At 60.7% G+C, this 22,392-nt stretch carries 21 protein-coding genes, 1 tRNA gene and 1 pseudogene; 13 read left to right on the forward strand and 10 right to left on the reverse strand.

Annotation, left to right across the window (positions count from 1 at the left end):
• Nucleotides 1–17 precede the first annotated feature (17 nt).
• A complete protein-coding gene (locus QWJ46_RS17180; RefSeq protein ID WP_302752301.1) occupies nt 18–1,193 on the forward strand; it encodes an MFS transporter in 1,176 nt (391 codons plus the stop codon).
• A 55-nt stretch (nt 1,194–1,248) separates the two neighbouring features.
• Here the strand turns inward: QWJ46_RS17180 and QWJ46_RS17185 are convergent, their stop codons facing one another.
• Nucleotides 1,249–1,488 (reverse strand): hypothetical protein, encoded by a 240-nt coding sequence (locus QWJ46_RS17185; protein WP_368046091.1) that lies wholly within the window; start codon nt 1,486–1,488, stop codon nt 1,249–1,251.
• Nucleotides 1,489–1,511: 23 nt separating this feature from the next.
• On the opposite strand from QWJ46_RS17185, the gene QWJ46_RS17190 reads away from it, so the two are divergent.
• On the forward strand, nt 1,512–2,021 hold the full coding sequence (locus tag QWJ46_RS17190) for a DUF1203 domain-containing protein (RefSeq protein WP_184452644.1): 510 nt from the start codon (nt 1,512–1,514) through the stop codon (nt 2,019–2,021).
• 16 nt (nt 2,022–2,037) lie between these two features.
• Here the strand turns inward: QWJ46_RS17190 and ald are convergent, their stop codons facing one another.
• The gene (gene ald, locus QWJ46_RS17195; protein ID WP_302752304.1) at nt 2,038–3,156 is read right to left on the reverse strand and encodes an alanine dehydrogenase; all 1,119 of its coding nucleotides are present in this window, start codon (nt 3,154–3,156) and stop codon (nt 2,038–2,040) included.
• 156 nt (nt 3,157–3,312) lie between these two features.
• On the opposite strand from ald, the gene QWJ46_RS17200 reads away from it, so the two are divergent.
• The 4 genes from QWJ46_RS17200 to QWJ46_RS17215 all read left to right on the forward strand — a co-directional run bounded on the left by QWJ46_RS17200 (nt 3,313) and on the right by QWJ46_RS17215 (nt 7,592).
• A complete protein-coding gene (locus tag QWJ46_RS17200; protein ID WP_064802037.1) occupies nt 3,313–3,774 on the forward strand; it encodes an Lrp/AsnC family transcriptional regulator in 462 nt (153 codons plus the stop codon).
• Nucleotides 3,775–3,846: 72 nt separating this feature from the next.
• A complete protein-coding gene (locus tag QWJ46_RS17205) occupies nt 3,847–4,758 on the forward strand; it encodes a DMT family transporter (protein WP_302752309.1) in 912 nt (303 codons plus the stop codon).
• Nucleotides 4,759–4,913: 155 nt separating this feature from the next.
• Nucleotides 4,914–5,315: a PilZ domain-containing protein gene (locus tag QWJ46_RS17210; RefSeq protein WP_302752311.1), complete on the forward strand. Its 402-nt coding sequence runs from the start codon at nt 4,914–4,916 to the stop codon at nt 5,313–5,315.
• A 288-nt stretch (nt 5,316–5,603) separates the two neighbouring features.
• A complete protein-coding gene (locus tag QWJ46_RS17215) occupies nt 5,604–7,592 on the forward strand; it encodes a bifunctional 2',3'-cyclic-nucleotide 2'-phosphodiesterase/3'-nucleotidase (RefSeq protein ID WP_302752312.1) in 1,989 nt (662 codons plus the stop codon).
• Between the two features lie 39 nt (nt 7,593–7,631).
• Here the strand turns inward: QWJ46_RS17215 and QWJ46_RS17220 are convergent, their stop codons facing one another.
• The gene (locus tag QWJ46_RS17220) at nt 7,632–8,600 is read right to left on the reverse strand and encodes a LysR family transcriptional regulator (protein ID WP_184452654.1); all 969 of its coding nucleotides are present in this window, start codon (nt 8,598–8,600) and stop codon (nt 7,632–7,634) included.
• Nucleotides 8,601–8,739: 139 nt separating this feature from the next.
• On the opposite strand from QWJ46_RS17220, the gene QWJ46_RS17225 reads away from it, so the two are divergent.
• Nucleotides 8,740–9,354, forward strand: coding sequence for an FMN-dependent NADH-azoreductase (locus QWJ46_RS17225; RefSeq protein WP_064802027.1), 615 nt, complete (start codon nt 8,740–8,742; stop codon nt 9,352–9,354).
• A gap of 48 nt (nt 9,355–9,402) precedes the next feature.
• Here the strand turns inward: QWJ46_RS17225 and QWJ46_RS17230 are convergent, their stop codons facing one another.
• Nucleotides 9,403–9,978, reverse strand: a complete 576-nt coding sequence (locus QWJ46_RS17230; RefSeq protein ID WP_302752317.1) for a TetR/AcrR family transcriptional regulator — start codon at nt 9,976–9,978, stop codon at nt 9,403–9,405.
• Between the two features lie 106 nt (nt 9,979–10,084).
• On the opposite strand from QWJ46_RS17230, the gene QWJ46_RS17235 reads away from it, so the two are divergent.
• Nucleotides 10,085–10,861 (forward strand): SDR family oxidoreductase, encoded by a 777-nt coding sequence (locus tag QWJ46_RS17235; RefSeq protein WP_302752318.1) that lies wholly within the window; start codon nt 10,085–10,087, stop codon nt 10,859–10,861.
• A gap of 75 nt (nt 10,862–10,936) precedes the next feature.
• Here the strand turns inward: QWJ46_RS17235 and QWJ46_RS17240 are convergent.
• The 4 genes and pseudogenes from QWJ46_RS17240 to ilvA form a co-directional block, all read right to left on the reverse strand.
• Nucleotides 10,937–11,059, reverse strand: a pseudogene (locus QWJ46_RS17240) (MFS transporter); the annotation flags it as partial.
• Nucleotides 11,060–11,094: 35 nt separating this feature from the next.
• A complete protein-coding gene (locus QWJ46_RS17245; protein ID WP_302752319.1) occupies nt 11,095–12,366 on the reverse strand; it encodes a diguanylate cyclase in 1,272 nt (423 codons plus the stop codon).
• 234 nt (nt 12,367–12,600) lie between these two features.
• Entirely contained in the window at nt 12,601–12,927 is a 327-nt protein-coding gene (locus tag QWJ46_RS17250) for an HlyU family transcriptional regulator (protein WP_302752322.1), read from the reverse strand.
• Between the two features lie 37 nt (nt 12,928–12,964).
• Nucleotides 12,965–14,215 (reverse strand): threonine ammonia-lyase, encoded by a 1,251-nt coding sequence (gene ilvA, locus QWJ46_RS17255; RefSeq protein ID WP_302752324.1) that lies wholly within the window; start codon nt 14,213–14,215, stop codon nt 12,965–12,967.
• Nucleotides 14,216–14,394: 179 nt separating this feature from the next.
• Here ilvA and QWJ46_RS17260 point away from each other — a divergent pair, with 179 nt between their 5' ends.
• Nucleotides 14,395–14,769: a VanZ family protein gene (locus QWJ46_RS17260; RefSeq protein WP_302752326.1), complete on the forward strand. Its 375-nt coding sequence runs from the start codon at nt 14,395–14,397 to the stop codon at nt 14,767–14,769.
• 391 nt (nt 14,770–15,160) lie between these two features.
• Here the strand turns inward: QWJ46_RS17260 and QWJ46_RS17265 are convergent.
• Nucleotides 15,161–15,246: transfer RNA gene (locus tag QWJ46_RS17265), tRNA-Leu, on the reverse strand.
• 252 nt (nt 15,247–15,498) lie between these two features.
• Between QWJ46_RS17265 and QWJ46_RS17270 the strand changes: the two genes are divergently transcribed.
• Nucleotides 15,499–16,275: a competence/damage-inducible protein A gene (locus QWJ46_RS17270; protein ID WP_184452670.1), complete on the forward strand. Its 777-nt coding sequence runs from the start codon at nt 15,499–15,501 to the stop codon at nt 16,273–16,275.
• Between the two features lie 91 nt (nt 16,276–16,366).
• Nucleotides 16,367–17,209, forward strand: a complete 843-nt coding sequence (locus QWJ46_RS17275; RefSeq protein WP_184452672.1) for a universal stress protein — start codon at nt 16,367–16,369, stop codon at nt 17,207–17,209.
• A gap of 32 nt (nt 17,210–17,241) precedes the next feature.
• On the opposite strand, the gene QWJ46_RS17280 is transcribed toward QWJ46_RS17275, so the two are convergent.
• Nucleotides 17,242–17,367, reverse strand: coding sequence for a hypothetical protein (locus QWJ46_RS17280; RefSeq protein WP_302752330.1), 126 nt, complete (start codon nt 17,365–17,367; stop codon nt 17,242–17,244).
• A 16-nt stretch (nt 17,368–17,383) separates the two neighbouring features.
• On the opposite strand from QWJ46_RS17280, the gene gpt reads away from it, so the two are divergent.
• Together gpt and QWJ46_RS17290 are read left to right on the forward strand one after the other, a co-directional pair.
• Entirely contained in the window at nt 17,384–17,878 is a 495-nt protein-coding gene (gene gpt / locus QWJ46_RS17285; protein WP_184452674.1) for a xanthine phosphoribosyltransferase, read from the forward strand.
• A 622-nt stretch (nt 17,879–18,500) separates the two neighbouring features.
• Nucleotides 18,501–22,313, forward strand: a complete 3,813-nt coding sequence (locus QWJ46_RS17290) for a vitamin B12-dependent ribonucleotide reductase (RefSeq protein ID WP_302752334.1) — start codon at nt 18,501–18,503, stop codon at nt 22,311–22,313.
• Nucleotides 22,314–22,392 lie beyond the last annotated feature (79 nt).

The raw sequence follows: 22,392 nt of genomic DNA on the forward strand, positions 1-22,392 counted from the left end.
TCGGAGCAGGTCCCGAGATGAAGCCGCACCACCGCATTTTCTTCATCCAGTTTGCCGTAGCCCTTTGCGTAGGGGCCTTTCTTTCGCGACTGCCGGATCTTCAGCGCAAGTTTGGCCTAACCGAAGGCGAGCTCGGACTTCTGCTGGCTGTTATGTCATCAGGGGTTCTCTGCGGATTGACGTTTTCGGTGAGGATCATCGAGAGGCTCGGTGCCCGCACCACCGCCTTCGTCACGGTTTTCGGTGCGTCCATATCTTTTGCGGTGATCGCCTGGATGCCTTCAGCCCTCTCCGCCATGCCATTGTTCTTCATCGCCGGTCTTTTCACCGGCGCATTCGAGATCAATGCCAATATCGAAACCGACCGACACGAAGCGCTGCTTGGACGGCGCATCATGAGCCGTGCACACGGTATGTGGAGCCTCGGTTTCTGCATGACTGCCCTTGTTGCCGCCGGCATGCGGCAAGCCGCCGTCTCCATCGAACTGCACATCCTCCTCGTTCTCCTGACCATACTTATTACAGGATCGGTCGTTTTCTCGAAGATCGAGACAGCGCCGCCGCGACAGGGCGCGCACACCGGAGAGAATCCGCGCGTCGCTTTTCCCACCATCGGGCTGTTACCCCTTTGCCTGATAGGCGCGGCGCCGCTGTTGGCTGAAGGCGCGAGCGTCGATTGGGCGGCCATCTATATGCGTGACGTCTTTGCAGCCGCACCCTTCGTCGGTGGGCTCAGCGTGACGATATTCTCGCTGTGCATCGCTGTCGGCCGGCTTGGAATGGACCCTGTGATTGATCGCTTCAATCCATACCCGGTCGCAACGGTTCTTCTCGCAATCGTCGTCGTCGGGCTTCTCATGGTCGCAACGGCGGCACACCCCGTCATTGCCCTTATCGGCTTCGGCCTTACCGGTATCGGCTGCTCGTCGGTCTATCCGCTCGCCATCTCAGCTGCGGCCCGACGCAAGGACCGGCCGGCTCCGGTCAACGTCGCGGCGCTGGGGCAGACAACCTTCATCGTTTTTTTCGCTGGTCCACCGCTGCTCGGTTTCATCGCCGAATATTTCGGTATCCGCTTTTCCTATTGGGCGGTCGTCCCTGTTGTCGTCACAGCGCTTCTGATCACCAAGGCACTCGCCCCTGCTCCCATGCCGGTCGCGGGAGATCCCGAATCTGTGCAGGCCCACGGCTGACACGCCAGATGTGCTGCTGTGGCAGGACCTTAGCTAGAGGCGGGAGCAGAAGCAGCTAACGCTGCGTTAGGCTGGTTGGGCGGCGTGGATCATTGCGGCGCTCGAAGTCGAGCGTGCGGTCCGACTGCTCCTTCAGTTCCGCCACCTCCCGACGCAAAGCCCTGAGTTCTTCCAATATTTCGGCATTTTGCTGCGCCAGCAGCGCCAAATTGATTTCAGCCAAGGCAAGTCTCCTTTCACGATCCCGCTTCGCAAGAAACGGGTGGCTTGGGCGGAGGCCCGGGTGCAATTTCATGGCAATCACAAAGGAGATTTGTCATGACCGCCATTCGTTTTGTCGCCATGCCGACCAGAGACGCCGAGCATCTCTGGAACGGCGGGCGCGACGCTTATGACAGGCCGCCCGAGACGATGGTTTCCGACGGTGACGGCAACCCTTGCCGCCATTGCTTGAAGAATATCGAGGAGGGCGAGGAACTGCTGGTCTTCGCCTACCGGCCCTTCCCAGCGCTGCAGCCCTACGCCGAAACTGGGCCGATCTTCCTGCATAAACAGCGGTGCCGACGCTACGTCGCCGAGGAGGTCCAGCCGCCAATGCTGATGATGAGCCCCGATTTCATCGTCCGCGGCTACAGTGCGAATGATCGCATCGTCTACGGCACCGGCGCGGTGACCGATATCGACGAAATCCCGGCCTATGCCGAGACACTGCTGGCACGAGCCGACATCGCCTATGTCCATGTGCGTTCGGCGCGCAACAATTGCTTCCAGTGTCGGATTGACAAGGCAAAGGCGCCGGCCCTGGCAGAGACCGGCGCCCTCACCTGACCGTGGGTCAAGCAGCTTACGCTACGTTCAGCACGCTTTCCGCAGCGAAGACCTCGTAACCAAGCGCCTCGGCGACCGGCTTGTTGGTGATACGGCCCTTGTGCACGTTGAGACCGTTCCGCAAATGCTTGTCCTCGGCAATGGCGCGCAGGCCGCGATCGGCAAGTGCCAGACCATGGACCAACGTGGCGTTGTTCAGCGCATGCGCCGACGTGACCGGTACTGCGCCGGGCATATTGGCGACACAATAATGCACGACGCCATCGACTTCATAGGTCGGATCGGAATGGGTGGTCGCATGCGAGGTTTCGAAGCAGCCGCCCTGGTCGATGGCGACGTCGACGATGACGGCGCCCTTCTTCATGCCGGACAGCATCTCGCGGGTAACGAGCTTCGGAGCGGCAGCACCCGGGATCAACACGGCGCCGATGATGAGATCGGCCGAGAAAACCTCCTCCTCCAACGCCTGAATGCTGGAATAACGGGTGTGGATGCGGCCCGCGAAAATATCGTCCAATTGGCGCAGGCGCGGCAGGGATTTGTCGAGGATGCTGACATCGGCGCCGAGTCCGGCGGCCATTCTGGCGGCATGCAGGCCGACGACGCCGCCGCCGATGACTGCGACCTTGGCCGGCAGCACGCCGGGCACGCCGCCGAGCAGAACACCGAGACCGCCATTGGCCTTCTGCAGGGCTGTCGCTCCGGCCTGGATAGACAGGCGCCCGGCGACTTCGGACATCGGCGCCAGCAGCGGCAGGCCGCCGCGCTCGTCGGTCACCGTCTCATAGGCGATTGCGGTGACGCCGGAGGCGAGAAGACCCTTGGTCTGGTCGGGATCGGGCGCCAGATGCAGATAGGTGTAGAGCAGCTGACCATCGCGAAGCTGCGCCCATTCGGAGGGCTGCGGCTCCTTGACTTTGACGATCATGTCGCACTTTTCGAAAATATCTTTGGCGGAGGCGGCGATCTTGGCGCCAGCCGCGGCATAGGCGGCATCATCGGCACCGATGCCAGCGCCCGCCTTGGTCTCGACCCAGACCTCGTGGCCGTGCGCCACATATTCGCGCACCGAAGCAGGCGTCAGGCCGACGCGATATTCATGGTTCTTGATTTCCTTCGGGCAACCGACACGCATTTCGCGTTCCTCTCCTTTTGTCTCCGCGGTCGCGGATCTCCTCTGCGACCGATCCAACCACCAAGGCTGCGAAATGTCCTTGCAAAGACGGTTTGCGCAAACGCGATTTTTCGGTGATTATTGCGTCGCTACCCCCTATCTTCGAAGGTTCTTCGAATGGCCGATCTCGATACCATCGATCTTGCGATTCTGAAGGTTTTGCAGGCCGATGCCCGTATCACCAATGCCGAGCTCGCCGAGAGGATCGGGCTTTCCCCTTCGGCCTGTTCGCGCCGGCTCGACATTCTTGAAAGAAGCGGCGTCATCGACGGCTACCATGCGCGGCTTTCGCACAAGGCGCTCGACTATAAGATGATCGCCATCGTGCATATTTCACTCTCGGGCCAGTTCGCCAAGACGCTGGCGGAGTTCGAGTCGGCGGTGAAGCTCTGCCCCAACGTGCTCGTCTGCTACCTGATGTCGGGCGAATATGATTACATCCTCAGGGTCGCCGCCCGCGACCTCGAAGACTATGAGCGTATCCATCGCGACTGGCTGTCGGCCCTCCCCCATGTGGTCAAGATCAATTCGAGTTTCGCGCTCAGAGAAATCATCGACAGGCCGAATGTGGGGCTTTGAGCCCTTGCTTATTTTCCGAATGCCTGACCAGACTTTCGGCGCGCGCGGGCGTCTCCCGCTTATTGGCATGTCATGAAATCGAAGACCCACGGTTACATTTTCGCCCTGCTGGCGCTGACCATCTTTTCGCTGCAGGACGCCATCTCCAAACACCTGGCATCCGCCTATCCGCCGATCTTTGTGACGATGATCCGCTACTGGGCCTTCGGGCTTTTCACAGTCATTCTCGCTTCGAAGATGCGCGGCGGTCTCGAGGCGACGGCCCGCACCAAACGCCCCGCCTTGCAGGTGGCGCGCGGTCTGCTGCTTGCGGTTCAGGTGGTTCTGGCCATCACCTGTTTTGCCGTGATCGGCCTTGCCCGTTCACAGGCAATCTTCTCCGCGACGCCGATCCTGATCGCATTGCTGGCAATGCCGATCCTCGGTGAGCGAGTCGGATGGCGGCGATGGGCGGCAATCGGCGCCGGGCTTTTCGGGGTGCTGTTGATCCTGAAGCCGGAAGGCGATTTCTTCGACCTGAGGCTGCTTCTCGCCGTCGCCTCCTGCTTCAATTTCGCCTTCTACGTCATCGCCACACGGCTCGTCAGCCGCGACGATTCTTCGACGACCAGCTTCTTCTATACCGGTGTCGTCGGCGCCGTTGCGATGACGCTGATCGGGCCTTTCTACTGGAGCTGGATGTCATCAGGCGACTGGGGCTGGATGGCGCTGGTCTGCGTGACCAGCATTTCCAGCCATTATTTCCTGATCCGCGCCTACGACAGTCTCGATGCCGCCGCCGTTCAGCCGCTGACCTATCTGTCGCTTGTCTATGCCTCCATCATCGGCGTGACTATCTACGGCGAAACGCTCAGCCTCAATACGGTCATCGGCTCGGCGATCGTGGTCGCCGCCGGCATCTTCACGGTCTGGCGCGAACATGTGGTGGCGCGCAGAAGGGGCAACGCCCGCAGCGTCGCATTTGATTCAGGCGACCTGCGTTAACCGGTCCTACACCATTGGCTTTCCAGAATCGCTGCACGCATCTCGGCGACATGCAGTAACGCCAACCGGCAGTTTCATTGCAATTTTAGCCAAGCCACTAAAACCATTTCAACTTTCGGGCGGTATGCTCTTCGACTGTATCCGAGGGAGACAGTATGACCCGCAACTTGAAAATCACGGCGAGAAAGGCCGATCGGCAAAACTGCCGTGTCTTCGGCATCGTCAAATATCTGAACAGCGAAGTGGATGTCCGCATTCTCAACCTGTCGGTGACCGGCGCCGCCCTGGAGACGAAGACGCCACTCCATGCCGCTTCCGGCAGCAAGGTGCGCATCGAAGCCGAAAATATCGGACTGCTCGAAGGCATCATCCGCTGGAAGCACAATGGCCGTATCGGCGTGCAGTTCGATGTGAATTCGAATGCGCGGGCACAGGTCGCCTCCTATTTCCGCTTTTTCCATAAGGAAATACGGCCGGTGCTGGCGGTGCGCCAGCTGAGAGCCGCGACCAGCGGCGACCGCCCACCTCATTTGGCGACGTCGACGCTGAAATCGTAAGGCCGCACCGCTTTTGCGCCGAGGCACATCGCGGCCGCAAAGCGCCTGCGCTTTGTCGACCAGACCGGGCGCGGTGCGCCCGAATCTTTTGACCCTTTGCAATGACGACCCTGCTCGCGCCCCTCCCCGAGGGATTCGGTCGGAAGATCTCGCGATAAGTTGCGTTTTAAAACCATTTCCCCTTTGCCACGGATTGTGTCCGTCCTGTCATTTTCGCAGTGTACTCCTCGCCAAATCGTCCTAATGCTGAGGGGCCGGACGATGCATGATCTTTGAAGGAGAGCTTCCATGTCTTCCATTTTCGATGTCGGCCTGATGAGCCGTCGTTCCCTGCTTGGCGGCCTTGCCGCCACCTCCGCCCTGGTGCTGCTGCACCCATTCAGTGCGCGTGCCAGCGCCAACCAGGCGCATCTCCGGTTGATGGAAACGACGGACATTCACGTCAACGTTTTCCCCTATGACTATTATGCCGACAAGCCGAACGACACGATGGGTCTGGCGCGCACCGGGACGATCATCGACAATATCCGTGCGGAAGCCGTCAACTCGCTGCTGATCGATAATGGCGACGTGCTGCAGGGCAATCCGATGGGCGACTATATGGCCTATCAGCACGGCATGAAGGACGGCGACGTCCATCCCGTGATCAAGGCAATGAACACGCTCGGCTATACCGTCGGCACGCTCGGGAATCACGAGTTCAACTACGGTCTCGACTTCATGTTCAAGGTGCTGTCGGGCGCCAACTTTCCCTTCGTCTGCGCCAACCTGACGAAGGGCCAGCTCGCCTCGGACCCGAAGCAGGACGACCTCTTCTTCAAGCCTTACGTCATCGTGGAAAAGCAGATCAAGGACGGCGCCGGCAAGGAGAGCCCGGTCAAGATCGGCTTCATCGGCTTCGTGCCGCCGCAAATCATGCTCTGGGATATCAAGAACCTTGAGGGCAAGGCGCAGACGCGTGACATCGTCGAGGCCGCCAAGGCGTGGGTTCCGGCAATGAAGGAAGCCGGCGCCGACATCGTCATCGCCCTCTCCCATTCCGGCATCGACGGCAGCGCGCCGTCCGAAAAAATGGAAAATGCCTCGCTGCATCTGGCCGCCGTGGAGGGGATCGACGCGATCTTCACCGGCCATCAGCATCTCGTCTTCCCCGGCCCGAAGAGCTGGGACGGCGTCGCCAATGCCGACCCGGTCAAGGGCACACTGCATGGCAAGCCCGCCGTGATGGCAGGCTTCTGGGGCTCGCATCTCGGCCTCATCGACCTGCTGCTCGAAAAGGACGGCAACAGCTGGAAGATCGTCGATTTCACCTCCGAAGCCCGGCCGATCTATCATCGCGACGACAAGAAGAAAGTAGTTGCCGATTACGCCGACAAGAAAGAGGTGGTCGAGGCCGCCAAATCGGAGCATGAGGCGACGCTCGCCTATGTCCGCACGCCCGTCGGCAAGACCTCCGCGCCGCTCTATTCCTATTTCGCGCTGGTTGCCGACGATCCTTCCGTGCAGGTCGTCAGCCAGGCCCAGACCTGGTACATCAAGCAGATGCTCGCCGACACGCAATTCAAGGATGTGCCGGTGCTTTCGGCCGCGGCTCCCTTCAAGGCCGGCGGTCGCGGCGGCGCGGATTATTATACCGACGTTCCGGCCGGCGATATCGCCATCAAGAACGTCGCCGACCTCTACCTCTATCCGAACACGGTGCAGGCTGTCGCCATCACCGGCGCGCAAGTGAAGAACTGGCTCGAAATGTCGGCCGGCATGTTCAATCACATCGAAGCCGGCTCGAAGGATACGCCGCTGCTCAACACCGACTTCCCATCCTATAATTTCGACGTCATCGACGGCGTGACCTATCAGATCGACCTATCGCAGCCGCCGAAATATGATTCATCCGGCAAGACGATCAATCCGGACTCCAACCGCATCCAGAACCTCGCCTTCGATGGCAAGCCGATCGATCCGGCTCAGCAGTTCGTCGTCGTTACCAACAATTACCGCGCCGGCGGCGGCGGCAGTTTCCCGGAGATTGCAGCGGACAAGGTGATCTTCCAGGCGCCTGATACCAATCGCGACGTCATCGTCCGCTACGTCCACGACCAGGGCACGATCAATCCGTCGGCTGATGCGAACTGGACCTTCAAGCCGCTGCCGGGCACGACCGTTACCTTCGAAAGTGGTCCCAAGGCAAAGCAGTTCCTCGCGGCGGTCAAGAGCGTCAAGATCGAGGATGCCGGCGACGGTGCCGACGGCTTCTCGAAGTTCCGGCTGGTCCTTTAAGCGAAGGGATACCAATGAAGGCGCGGTTCCGCGCCTTCATCATTCGGCGGCAAGCGGCGGAGCGGTGTCACGCAGTTCCGCCATTTCGGCATGGAAATCGGCCTGGTTCGGGCAGTGGGATAGCCGCGTGCGGAACGCATCGATCATCCAGCTGGCGGCTGGCCCGGGCGGGTTGGCGAGCTGGCGCATCGAATAGATGGCGTACTCGCCCTGTTCATAGGCATCGAGATCGAGATGGACGAGTGCGCCGCTGCGCAAATCATCATGCATTATCGAAGCCGGAAGACCGCCCCAGCCAAGACCGGCCTTGATAAGCTGGTGTTTCGTCGCGATATCGCTGACCCGCCACGTCTTGTACGACAAGACATTGAAGTCCCGTCCCTTGGTGCGGCCCGAGGCGTCGGTGACGACGAGCTGCACTTCCTCGCGCACATCGCCGAGTGTCAACGGCCGGCTGATTTGGGCAAGCGGGTGGTTGGGCGCGGCAACGGGCAACATGAAGGAATGGCCAATCCGCTCGGTGATGATCGAATCATCCTGCTTCAGCACAGCGCCGCCGATGCCGATCGTCGCCTTGCCGCTCAATACGAGATCCATGACCATTCCGAGCTCGCCGACATTGAGGTTCAATGAAACGGTCGGAAACGTCTCGCGGAATTCGTGCAGCACGTCCACCACGGCCCGCGAGGGCACCATGACGCTGATGGCCACGGAAACCTCGGCTTCAAGCCCTTCCCTCAGGCTTTTGACGCGCGCCCGCATGACCTGCAGATCACCCAGAATACGGCGCGCATCCTCGAGCATCGCCTTGCCCGCCTCGGTCAGCTTCGGCTGGCGCGCGCCGGAACGCTCGAAAAGCGCCACTTCCAGCTGCGCCTCCAGGTTGGCGATCGTATAGCTGATAACCGATTGCGCCCGGTTCAATGCCCGCGACGCGGCCGAGAAGCTGCCGGTTTCGGCAACGGTCAGAAACACCTGCAATTGATCCAGGGTGGGGTTCGGAAGCATCTTCCATCCATTCCATCGATAGTTTCGATCGACATTATCTCCGTTTTTTCGATAGCAAGCCAGACTTATTTTCCTGTTCGACACCGCGGCTCACCTCCCAGCAACGAGCCGTTCCGTTCAATTCGAAAGGAAATGATCCATGTCGTCCATTCTTCTTCTGACGTCCAGCCCGCGTGCCGAATCGCTCTCGACGCCGATCGCCGCCGATCTCGCCGAAAAGCTGAAAAACCAGAAGCCGGGCAGCGTCGTCGTTCGCCGCGACCTTGCCGCCACCCCGCTGCCGCATATCGACGACCTCTTCACGGGCGCGATCCGCAAGCCGGCGGAAGCCCGCACCGCCGAAGAGATCGCCGCCATCAAGACCTCCGACGAACTGGTCGCCGAACTGTTTGCCGCCGACACGATCGTCATCAGCACCGGCCTGATCAACTTCAACATCTATTCGTCGCTGAAGACGTGGATCGACAATGTCGCCCGCGCCGGCGTGACCTTCAAGTACACGGAAAGCGGCCCGGTCGGCCTCGTGACCGGCAAGAAGGTTTATGTGGTGCTTGCTTCGGGCGGCGTCTACTCGCAGGGACCGGCGGCACCTTTGAACCATGCCGTGCCTTACCTGAAATCGGTTCTCGGCTTCCTCGGCATCACCGACATCGAAACCATCTATGTCGAAGGCCTGGCTTTCGGCCCGGAAGCCGCTGAAAAGGCCATCGGCGCCGCCAAGTCGCGCGTCGAGGAAATCGCACTCGCAGCCTGATCGGCTTCAGTGCCCTCCATTGAACGGCCGGCACCTGCCGGCCGTTCGTCATTTGCCGATATCGGCGGCGAAATCCCGGATCGTCTCCAGGATTTCGCCCGAAAGCCCCTCATCCGAGGAAACCCTGGCAAGGCCGACGCCGCCTGCCATCATGGCGAAAGCCATGATTGCCTTTCGCCGTCTTTCCGCTTCATGCGCTCCCGTGGCCTTGCTGGCCAAAGCCTCGAAATTGCGTTCGAGCCGCTCCGTCGCAATGCGCCGCGCCTTCTCGCCGCTGCGCGCGATATCCGAGGTCAGCGCGGCGAAAGGACAGCCTTCGCCCGGATTGTCGCGGTGATAGACGCTGACATAGCGATCGGCGACGTCGGCAGCCGTCATCTTCGCCGGGTCAACACCCTCTGCTTCCAGCCTGTGTCCCCATGAATCGAAGGCGGACTCAATCGCTTCGGCGACGAGATCGTCACGCGAGGCGAAGTGCTTGTAGAAGCCGCCGACGGTCAGGCCGGCTTCCTTCATCAGGTCGGCGACGCCGATGCCATCAAGCCCCTCTTCGCGCAGCCGCTTTGACGCGGTCTCGACGATCTTCTCGTGCGTCTTCTGTTTTTCCAGCTGCGAACGCCCCATCGGAACCTCCTCGAATTGTCTCTTGACTCACGTGGATTACAATCATAATCCTTATAGATAACGATCATAATCCAGATCGTTGCCATTTCCAAGAGGAGCATGAATCATGCGTCTAAGAAACAAGGTAGCCCTGATCACCGGCGGAAACAGCGGTATCGGTCTTGCGACCGCCAAAGTCTTCATCGACGAGGGTGCCAAGGTGGTGATCACCGGCCGCAATCCGGAAACGCTTGCCGCCGCCGAAAAGGCGCTTGGGAGCGGTGTGCTGGCGCTAAAGGTCGATGTCACCGATGCCGCCGCCACCGAGAAGGCTTTTGCGGAAGCTGCCGCGAAGGTCGGCAAGTTCGACATCGTCTTCGCCAACGCCGGCATCGGCGGCGCAACACCGCTCGGTGACACGTCGCCGGAGCAGTTCAATCGGATCATCAGCACCAATCTGACGGCAGTGTTCTTTACCGTGCAATCGGCCCTGCCGCATCTCAGCGACGGCAGCTCGGTCATTCTCAACGGTTCGGTGCATGCCGTGCTCGGCGCTCCCGGCTGGTCGGCCTATGCGGCAACCAAGGCGGCGGTGCGTGCCATGACGCGTAATATGGCGTCGGAACTTGCGCCGCGCGGCATCCGCGTCAACCAGGTAACTCCAGGCGGCACGAAGACGCCGATCTGGTCGCCGCTGGCGCCAACGGAAGATGCGATGTCGGCGCTCGAAGCTCGCATGGGCGGCCTCAGCCCGCTCGGCCGCATGAGCGAAGCCGAGGAAATCGCCAAGGCAGCGCTCTATCTCGCCTCGGATGATTCCGCCAACGTCACCGGCATCGAAATCACCGTCGACGGCGGCATGACGGGCGCGCCATCCGGCGCCAAGATCTTCCGCGCCGCCTGATTAAAGCGGGGCTGGCAAGTCAAATCTGCCCAGCCCCGTTCCCTGCGCAGCCAGTCTTGCTACGGCTACTTTGTCTCAGCTCTTACGCATAGCGCGATGAGTAATACGAAACAGGACGATTGCCGCATTGAGAACGGCAAGCAGGAGCAGGACATGCAGCATGGCCTGGATTCCGGAGGAAACGATCAGGTTGCCGGCAGCTTCGCGCTGCGGTGATCGACGCGATCAGCCGCCTAACTCGGTTGCATCATACCGGAGCGGCCGACGACGCAGTTGCGGCCGCTTTTCTTTGCCGCGTAGAGCCTGCCGTCGGCGGCGGTGAGCACCGTCGTAAAGCTGATGCCGTCCTCGTCAGCTGTGGCAACGCCGATGCTGACCGTCACCGGCTTGTTGTCCGGTGTTTTGACGCTGGTCTCAATCGTCCAGCGCAGCCGGTCGGCAAGCAGCAGCCCTTCCTCGTGGCTTGTGCCGGGGCAGACGGCGACGAATTCCTCGCCGCCGAAGCGGAAGATGCGGTCGCTGGATCGCAGCGTCGAGCCGAGCCGGGCGGCGATCGCCTTCAGCACCTCGTCGCCCTGAAGATGGCCATGACCATCGTTGACATCCTTGAAGTGATCGGCGTCGATAATAAGGACGGTGGCAAACAGCCCCTGCCTCAAGGCCTCGCGCAGCATCAGCGGCGCTTCGAGTTCCATGCGCGTGCGATCATAGACGCCGGTGAGCATATCGCGGCCGGTGCGCTCCAGAAGGTCGTTATAGCGCTCGCGAAAGGTGAGATCACCGAAGACGTCGCTGATGGAGCGCGCGGCGGCGTCGGCGCCAAGGCGGCGGATCCGATATTCATAGACGGCAAACATCGCCCCATAGAGGCAGACGGAGAGCATCTTCGCCTTCCAGCCACCCCAGAATACGGCGACCGGAACATCGAGGAAATAGTGCAGCGCGGCGAAGAAGCCGACCTGATCGAAAGTCAGCAGCACAAAGCCGGAGATCATGAAACGCAGGACGACACGCCTGCGGAAGAAATCGCCGAGTTTTTCATAGAGCAGGATGATGCCGAGCGAATCGACATAGAGCAGCGCCGTGCCCCAGATCATCAGCCAGCCCATCTCCTTCAGGAAATCGACGTCGGGCGTGTGGTTCGACGACAGCTGCAGCGGCTGGTGCAACTGCAGCACCCAGGCGATGCCGACAGTCAGCAGATTGCCGAGAAACAAACCGTAGATCGGCTGGCGCACCGTCGCGGCATCCTCCCACAGATACAGCATCAGGATCATCATCAGCTTGCCGGAGAAGAAGACCGATGAGCCCGGGGACACATCGCCGAACGGCAGCGAGACGTAAAAGACCGCCGCCAGGTACGTCTCCATGAAATGCATGACGCCGAGCGCCGTTAAGAAAACCCCGAGGCCGAGCCGATGGCGGAAATGCAGAAGCGTCACCATCAGCACGAAATAGGCGATGGCTTCGACGACGAAGAGCGCGAGGTTGAGTGTTTCCATCACGGCACCGAGACGTCCGGGAGGCGTCTTCGCGGCCGGGCGGGCACTGCGATCACGACAGCGGATCCTTTGATCGATCGTCTGAAAAATTGAAGCACAAGAGCGGCCCCGCAAATCCTGCAAGCGATAGCTTTCGCCGCAATCCTTTAAGATTGCGTGTGCAAGATCACCTGACCGGAATCAGAACCGAGGACATACGATTGAAAAGCAATCGCCGAACGGGACTGGATTCCGACTTCAAACCTGACGGATCTTCTCGCCATCACTGAAGAGTGACGACCCATGCTGATCGATAATCTGCTGCGCCTTGCGCACCGTGCATTCGATCGCGTCGTCGGAGGAGGAAAACATATCGGCGCGGATGAAATTGCGCACCAGCACCTCGTCGCCGACCTTCTTTTCGATGCGGCCGGCCAGACGATACTGGCTGCCTTCCTTGCGCGGCTCCGCATAGATCGTGCAATCGCCGTAAAGCTGCGGCTCGCTGGACGGGCCAGCCGCCTGCGAGGCTGGTTTGGCTCCGCCGGAGAACATCGAAAAGAGATTTGAAATGAATGAAGCCATGACGCGTCTCTAGCACGGCGGCCTTGCGATCGCCAAGTCAAATGATCAGGTTGGCAAGGATCTCGTTTTCGGTGATGTCCTCGTAACCCATGCCGGAAGCTTCGAAATTTGCAATCAGCCGGGCAAAATTCTCCGGCGCCTTGGTTTCGATGCCGATCAGGATGGAGCCGAAGTTGCGCGCCGATTTTTTCAGATATTCGAAGCGGGCGATGTCGTCGTCGGGGCCAAGTAGATTGAGGAAATCCCTGAGTGCCCCGGGGCGCTGGGCCAGCCGCAGGATGAAGTATTTCTTCAGCCCTGCGTAACGCATAGCTCTTTCCTTTACGTCAGGCAGGCGCTCGAAATCGAAATTGCCGCCGGAGACGACGGCGACGATGGTCTTGCCGCGGATCGCTTGGGCGTCCATCGCGGCGATTGCCGTCAGCGACAGGGCGCCGGCCGGCTCCAGCACGACGCCCTCGACGTTCAGCATCTCCTGGATGGTGACGCAGATGGCGTTTTCCGGCATCAGTTGCACTTGGCTAGCCGGGAAATCGCGAAGGGCGGCGAAATTCAGATCGCCGATGCGGGCGACCGCGGCGCCGTCGACGAAATTGTCGACTTTGGCAAGCGTCGTCACCTTGCCGGCCTCGATGCTGCGCCTGAGGCTCGGCGCGCCGGACGGTTCGGCGAAGACGAAGGCCGATTTCGGCACGATGCCGTCGAGATAACCGGTGATGCCGGCGGCCAGTCCGCCGCCGCCGACCGGCAGAACCACCATATCGGGCACCGTACCCTCAGGCAGCTGCTGCATGATCTCGGCAGCGACCGTCGCCTGCCCCTCGATGATATCGGCATGATCGAAGGGCGGCACCATGACGCCGCCGACCGCCTCGACATGCTCGCGCGCCGCCTGATAGCACTGATCGAAAAAGTCGCCGAACAGCCGGATGGTGATGAATTCAGCGCCGAACATGCGGGTCTTGTCGATTTTCTGCTGCGGCGTCGTCACCGGCATGAAGACGACGCCCGGCACGCCGAAATGACGGCAGACATAGGCAAAGCCCTGGGCGTGATTGCCGGCCGAGGCGCAGACGAAGGTCTTGCCAGCCGCTCCCTGCCCGATCGCCTTGCGGAAAAAATTGAAGGCGCCGCGGATCTTGTAGGAGCGCACCGGCGACAGATCCTCGCGCTTGAGCCAGATATCGGCGCCGTAGCGGGCCGAGAGATGGTCATTGAGCTGCAGCGGCGTTGCCGGAAAGAGGCTGCGCATTGCCTCTTCGGCGCTTTCGACTTCAAGTCTCGTCACGGGCGTGGTCCATTCTCATGATTGGTCACCGCCGCTATGGCACAGGCCGGCGGCCAAAGGAAAGGGTTCACTGACCGGCCGGCTCAGCCCATAGGGCCTTTCTTAAGCCAATCGCAAAATCGACGGCAGATGACCTGATTTTAACTGTCAATGGAAAGCCCTGCCACTTATATGGAGCGATGATGATCTTCAAATTCGCAAGACCGCTCGCCTGGCTGCTGCTCGCCCTTATCCTGTTTGTCACGGTTTCGCCGATCGGGCTGAGACCGGATACGGTCACGACGGTCGACACGGACCGCGGCGCCGCCTATGTTCTTCTCGGCCTCGCCTTTGCCCTCGCCTATCCGAAACAGTGGAAACTGGTGGCCGTGCTGCTGATCATTGGGGCAGTCGCCATCGAATATCTGCAGTATTTCTCGCCGACCCGCCATCCGCGCCTGCATGACGCGGGCATCAAGGCCATGGGCGCCGCCGTCGGCCTCGTCGCCGGCTGGGTGATCAACAGATGGCGCGAGAGCAAAGCTCCAGACAGCCTGCCTTTCGCAGAACGCTGATTATTGCCGATCAGAAACCCGGCAAATCCAGTGCCCAGAAAAACAGCGGTATCGCAGCCACAACAGTTGCAAGAACAAGTGCGACGCTCGTCTTGAATATCCGGACGCGCCGAACCCTGGTCCCGCTCCAATCGTAAACCATCGTCTTACTCCCAGAAGACAACACTTACTCGCCGCGGCGCAATCCTTGCACCGAAAATGTCATTGTCAAGCAATAACGCGCTTTTGCGCGCAATATACAGGCATATTCAAACACGATTATGAAGATTGTTGCGGCTAACCGGAGCATTATCGAACCAGTCCGCCTTCGTTCCCAACAGAACTACGGCGCGACAGCCTTCGCTTGGCTGCTCTCTTCGGCTCGCCGAGCCGAAGCTCACAGAGCGTAGGCTGGTGCGGGCGACGGGGATCGAACCCGTATAGCCTAAGGCCGAGGGATTTTAAGTCCCTTGCGTCTACCAGTTTCGCCACGCCCGCTTGCGGCGTTTTCAATATCTCGCGTCATTGACTATGGGAAGAGCCGTGTGGCGTAAAAATAAATTTCGGCTCCGCCGGCAGCGCCACGGAATGAATGAGCAGACACTTCAGCGCGAAAGTGACGCATCGGCCGGTGCCAAAGAGCATGATATCCTCCGAAAACCGCTCACATTTTTCGGCATTACGCGCGCGTGTTTGCAAAGCGGCCCAAGGGCGCTACCTATCGACCAGCCTCACATCACGGAACATCCCATGAGCCATGACACCGTCGTCACCGCCGCCATGCTTGCCATCGGCGACGAACTCCTTTCCGGCCGCACCAAGGACAAGAATATCGGCCACCTCGCCGATCTGCTCACCCTGTCCGGCATCGATCTCAAAGAAGTGCGCATCGTCGCCGACGACGAGGAGGCGATCGTCGAGGCGCTGAATGCGCTTCGCGCCCGATATGATTACGTCTTCACCTCGGGCGGCATCGGGCCGACGCATGACGACATCACCGCCGATGCGATCGCCAAGGCGTTTGGTCTGCCCTGCGAATATGACGAAGCGGCAATGACCCTGCTTGCCGATATGTACCGTCGCCGCGAGATGGAATTCACCGAGGCGCGCCAGCGCATGGCGCGCATGCCACGGGGTGCCGTCCATATCCCCAATCCGGTGTCGACGGCGCCGGGCTTCATCATCGGCAATGTCTATGTCATGGCCGGCGTACCGCAGGTCTTTCAGGCGATGGTCGATAATGTGCTGCCGACGCTTCGGACCGGCACGCCGGTGCTCTCGCTCGCCATCGCCTGCCCTTATGGCGAAGGTGATATCGGGACCCCGCTTGCCGCGATCCAGAAAGCGCATCCGGATACCAGCATCGGTTCCTATCCGCGTTATATCGGCCAGAAATTCTCGACCGAGATCGTCGTGCGCGGCCGCTCGCAACCGGCAATCGATGCAGCCGGCGCCGAGGTGCACGCGATGATCGACGCCATCCGCCGGAACAAGGAGATCGCAGAAAACCATTCCGCCGAGGCATGAGGGGCCGGACTTGATTCCCGTCAAGGAACGGGAGAACCATCCGGTGCATTCCGTCCCTCGCGCACGTCATTTCAGCGCAAGGAGAATTGATATGTCTTACAAAACCATTCTCGCCATTCTCGATACGGCAGACAATAGCGCCGCCGTTGCCGATTTTGCCTTTGCCATTGCCGCAGAAAGCGGTGCTCACGTGATCGGCCTGCATGCCGAAATCATATCGGCCGTGCCGCTGGTGGCGCCGATGGAAATTCCCGATCCCGTCGCGGTGCAGGCGCTGCAGGATATGGCGCATGGTGAAACGGTCGCCGTCGAGCGCATCTTTCAGGCGAAAGCGCAGGCCGCCGGCGCCTCCTCGGAATGGCGCAGCTTTGCCACCTCCACCGGCTACGGTTCCGCACCGCTGATCGAAAGCGCCCGCAGCGCCGATCTTCTGATCGCATCGCAGGCCGACCCGGCCAACCCCTCCGACAGCCATGTCGACGTCGACGGCTTCCTCTTCGAAGCCGGCCGGCCGGTCCTGATGATCCCTTACGTCATCCGCCAGCCGAAGCCGATCAAGCGCGTGCTGATCGCCTGGAACGGCTCGAAGGAGGCGGCGCGCGCAACCTTCGATGCGCTGCCCTTCCTGAAAGCGGCCGAAGAGGTGGAGATTTTTTCGGTCGATCCGGCCGATACCGCTCTGCAGTCGCCGCTCACATCAGGCGCCGAAATCGCCGCCGCACTTGCACGCCATGGCGTGAAGACGACGCTTGCGACGGGCCACAGCGTCGACAGGAATACCTCGCATGTCATCGAAAACCGGCTGTCGGACAGCAGCATCGATCTTCTCGTCATGGGCGCCTATACCCATTCCCGGCTTTGGCAGGCGATCTTCGGCGGCACGACGAAGAGCCTACTGCAATCAATGACGGCGCTGACCCTGTTGTCGCGATAGCGGCTGCTCTTGCGTTTTACCGGCAAATCCCGCTAATTGCTGCGACCGATGAAGGCTTCCAGCCCCGGCGACCTGTCGCGCAGTTCCGGCTGCGCGATTTGCATTTTGCCGCTCCAAGCCGTCCGGTCGCCGGTGAACGGCGTTTCATCTCTATTCATGCCGCGGAGCAGCCCGATGTCCCTTCCCGATAAAGCCTTTCCCGTTTCCTGGGATCAGTTCCACCGCGATGCGCGCGCCCTTGCCTGGCGGCTTGCCGGCCTCGATCAGGCCTTCAAGGCGATCGTCTGCATCACCCGCGGCGGCCTGGTGCCGGCCGCAATCATCTCGCGCGAGCTGAATATCCGGCTGATTGAGACTGTCTGCATCGCCTCCTATCATGACTATGTGAACCAGGGCGACATGGTGCTGCTCAAGGGAATCGCGCCCGAGCTTGCCGAAAACGGCGGCGAAGGCGTGCTCGTCGTCGACGATCTGACGGATACCGGGAAGACCGCCGCACAGGTGCGCGCCATGCTGCCGAAGGCGCATTTCGCCTGTGTCTATGCCAAGCCGAAGGGTGTGCCGACTGTTGATACTTTCATCACCGAGGTCAGCCAGGACACCTGGATCTACTTCCCCTGGGATATGGGCTTCACCTACCAGGAACCGATTGCCAAAGGCGCGCGCTGATCGCCGCAAATACGGAGTGCGCCGCCATCGGCGCACTTTGACAGCGCTCGCTTCATCAGCGAATCGGCATGCGCATTTGCGCCGGAAATGCCATCACAAGATTTGCCGCAGGACGCTTTTTTGCCGCTGCGGCATTTTCCTTAACCGGCAACGCCCGCAAGTCATTGTATTTTCAGCACTCCCCGGCTTTCCCCAATCTCCACAGGCGCATCCACAAGATGTTGTGGTTACCATTCAATTAAAAACCAGCCCTTGACGGAATCAGCGGTTTCCAACTTTACTGTTCCTGATGTTGCGGCGGCGACAGGACCGGAGGTAACGAGCCCGGTTCCCTTTGAAAAACAAGACGCAGAATCAGGCTGTTGCGCCGGAACCGACCCGGGCCAGAGTGGATTTCTGCGCGGTTTTCTGCCTCCAAAAAAAGTGACATCGGGACTGGCGATAATAAGCTGTTAATACTATATTTAGCGTTTGCAGCCACCATCACCACAAGATACAGGAAGGACATCTCCGGATGACACCCCTGTCACGATACGGAAACGAGACTGGCTGCACGACGACAATGTGCCGCCGGATAGGAAATTTGCGCCCTGGGGACGGGCGCCAACGCGAGGTCAAGACTATGCGCATCGAACGTCGTTTCACGAAGGCCGGCCAAGGCGCCTATGCGGATATCGAATTCCGCAAGGCGACGAGCGAGATCAAGAACCCGGATGGGTCGATCGTCTTCCGCCTCGAGAATATCGACGTTCCCGCGCAGTTCTCCCAGGTCGCGACCGACGTTCTGGCGCAGAAGTATTTCCGCAAGGCCGGTGTTCCCACCCGGCTGAAGAAGGTCGAGGAAAACGACGTTCCTTCCTTCCTCTGGCGCTCCGTTCCCGACGATGCCGCGCTGAAAACCCTGCCCAAGGACGAGCAGACCGGCTCCGAAATCGATGCGCGTCAGGTCTTTGATCGTCTCGCCGGCACCTGGACCTATTGGGGCTGGAAGGGTGGCTATTTCTCTTCGGAAGAAGACGCGTCCGCCTTCAAGGACGAGCTTGCCTATATGCTCGCCACCCAGCGCGTCGCGCCGAACTCGCCGCAGTGGTTCAACACCGGCCTGCACTGGGCCTACGGCATCGACGGTCCCGGCCAGGGCCATTTCTACGTCGATCCCTTCACCGGCAAGCTGACCAAGTCCAAGTCTGCTTACGAACATCCGCAGCCGCATGCCTGCTTCATCCAGTCCGTCGAAGACGATCTCGTCAACGAAGGCGGCATCATGGACCTCTGGGTGCGTGAGGCGCGTCTCTTCAAATACGGCTCCGGCACCGGCTCCAACTTCTCCATGCTGCGCGGCGAAGGCGAAAAGCTTTCCGGCGGCGGCCGCTCCTCCGGCCTGATGAGCTTCCTGAAGATCGGCGACCGCGCGGCCGGCGCCATCAAATCGGGCGGCACGACACGCCGCGCCGCCAAGATGGTTGTCGTCGACATCGACCATCCCGATATCGAGGAATACATCAACTGGAAGGTCAAGGAAGAGCAGAAGGTCGCGGCTCTCGTCACCGGCTCCAAGATCGTCGCCAGGCATCTGAAGGCGATCATGAAGGCCTGCTTCAATTGCGAAGGCGACAACGGCGATTGTTTCGACCCGGCCAAGAACCCTGCCCTGAAGCGCGAGATCCGCGCCGCCAAGAAAGACCAGGTTCCGGAAAACTACGTCCAGCGCGTTATCCAGTTCGCCCGCCAGGGCTACAAGGATCTCGAATTCAAGACCTACGACACGGACTGGGATTCGGAAGCCTACCTCACCGTATCGGGTCAGAATTCCAATAATTCCGTCTCGATCAAGGACGACTTCCTGCGCGCCGTCGAAAATGACGGCGAATGGAAGCTGACCGCCCGCAAGGACGGCAAGGTAATGAAGACGCTAAAGGCGCGCGACCTCTGGGAAACGATTTCCTATGCCGCGTGGGCTTCGGCCGATCCGGGCATCCACTTCAACACGACGATGAATGACTGGCATACCTCGCCGGCCGGCGGCCCGATCCGCGGCTCGAACCCGTGCTCGGAATACATGTTCCTCGACGACACGGCCTGCAACCTTGCCTCGCTGAACCTCTTACAGTTCAAGGACAAGGCCACCAAGCGCATCAATATCGTCGACTATGAACACGCCGTTCGCCTGTGGACTGTCGTGCTCGAAATCTCGGTGATGATGGCGCAGTTCCCGTCGAAGCGCATTGCCGAACTCTCCTACGAATACCGCACGCTCGGCCTCGGCTATGCCAATATCGGCGGCCTGCTGATGTCGTCGGGCATACCCTACGACTCCACCGAGGCCCGCGCCATCGCCGGTTCGCTGACCGCGATCATGACCGGCATCTGCTATGCGACCTCGGCCGAAATCGCCGGCGAACTCGGCCCCTTCCCGAACTTCGCGCCGAACCGCGACAGCATGCTCAGGGTCATCCGCAACCATCGCCGCGCCGCTTACGGCGAAACCTCCGGCTATGAGGCGCTGTCGATCGATCCGGTCGCGCTGATCCATTCGGAAAACCCGGACCAGGATCTTGTCGCCCATGCCAAATCGGCCTGGGACAAGGCGCTCGAGCTCGGCGAAAAGCATGGCTACCGCAACGCCCAGGTCTCGGTCATCGCGCCCACCGGCACGATCGGCCTCGTCATGGATTGCGACACCACCGGCATCGAGCCCGACTTCGCCCTCGTCAAGTTCAAGAAGCTCGCCGGCGGCGGCTACTTCAAAATCATCAACCGCGCCGTGCCGGAAGCGCTGCGCACGCTCGGCTATTCGGAAAGCCAGATCGCCGAGATCGAAGCCTATGCCGTCGGCCACGGCAACCTGAACCAGGCGCCGGCGATCAACCCGTCGACGCTGAAGGCCAAGGGCCTGACCGACGAGAAGGTGGAAGCCGTCAACGCTGCGCTGAAGAGCGCCTTCGACATCAAGTTCGTCTTCAACCAATGGACGCTTGGCGCCGACTTCCTGAAGGAGACGCTGAAGGTTTCCGACGAGCAGCTCGCCGACATGAGCTTCAACCTGCTCGACCATATGGGCTTCTCGAAGAAGGACATCGAAGCCGCAAACATCCATGTCTGCGGTGCGATGACGCTGGAAGGCGCGCCCTTCCTCAAGGCCGAGCATCTGCCGGTCTTCGATTGCGCCAATCCCTGCGGCAAGATCGGCAAGCGCTACCTCTCCGTGGAAAGCCATATCCGCATGATGGCGGCTGCCCAGCCCTTCATCTCCGGCGCGATTTCCAAGACGATCAACATGCCGAACGAGGCGACCGTCGAGGATTGCAAGAACGCCTATATGCTGTCCTGGAAACTCGGCCTCAAGGCGAACGCGCTCTATCGTGACGGCTCGAAGCTGTCGCAGCCGCTCAACGCCTCGCTGATCGAAGACGAGGACGAGGAGGATGCGCTGGAGGAACTGCTGCAGGCGCCGGTCGCCGCGCAGGCCGTCACCATCACCGAGAAGATCATCGAGCGGGTGATCGAGCGTGTTTCGCGCGAACGCGAGAAGCTGCCGAACCGCCGCCAGGGTTATACCCAAAAGGCCGCCGTCGGCGGACACAAGGTCTATCTCAGAACCGGCGAATTCGGCGACGGCCGCCTCGGCGAGATCTTCATCGACATGCACAAGGAAGGTGCTGCCTTCCGTGCGATGATGAACAACTTCGCCATCGCCATCTCGCTCGGCCTGCAATATGGCGTGCCGCTCGAGGAATATGTCGAGGCCTTCACCTTCACCAAGTTCGAACCGGCCGGCATGGTCATCGGCAATGACGCGATCAAGAACGCCACCTCGATCCTCGACTATGTCTTCCGCGAACTGGCCGTCTCCTATCTCGGCCGTCATGACCTCGCGCATGTCGACACGTCGGATTTCTCGAACACGGCGCTCGGCAAGGGCATCCAGGAAGGCAAGACCAACCTGCTCTCCACCGGCTGGACCCGCGGCTACAAGCCGACCCTGGTCTCCGGCACCGGCGGCGAACGTCAGGCGGGCGAACCCAAGGGAGCGGCCACCGCAGCCCCTGCCCGCGCCGCCTCCACCGGCACCGTGACCGCCTTTGCAGGTGCTGCGGCGCGCAAGCTGGAGCCGACGGTCGCCATCTCCACCTCCGAAATCGTCGCCTTCAAGCGCGATTATGAGGAGCGCGCCAAGGAATTGGCCGAAGAGATCGCCGAAGAAGTGAGCGAGGAAATCACCAGCGACGCCACCGCCCTCTTCTCCGACAAGGCGGCAGCCGACGCAGCAACGGCCAAGACCGAAGCCAAGAAGGTGGAAGCCGAACGCCGCCAGCGCTCGATCATGCAGGGGTACACGGGCAACATGTGCTCGGAGTGCCAGAACTTCACGATGGTGCGGAATGGCACGTGCGAGAAGTGCGACACGTGCGGTGCGACGAGCGGGTGCAGCTGAGCAGGCTTGCGGTTCTTCATGTGGCGCGCCACTAGGTTCGCCACTGTGCCACTGAAATGTCATTAGATCGGCGATTTGG

This window comes from Rhizobium sp. CBN3 (assembly GCF_030518245.1).
Classification (GTDB): domain Bacteria; phylum Pseudomonadota; class Alphaproteobacteria; order Rhizobiales; family Rhizobiaceae; genus Rhizobium; species Rhizobium aethiopicum_A.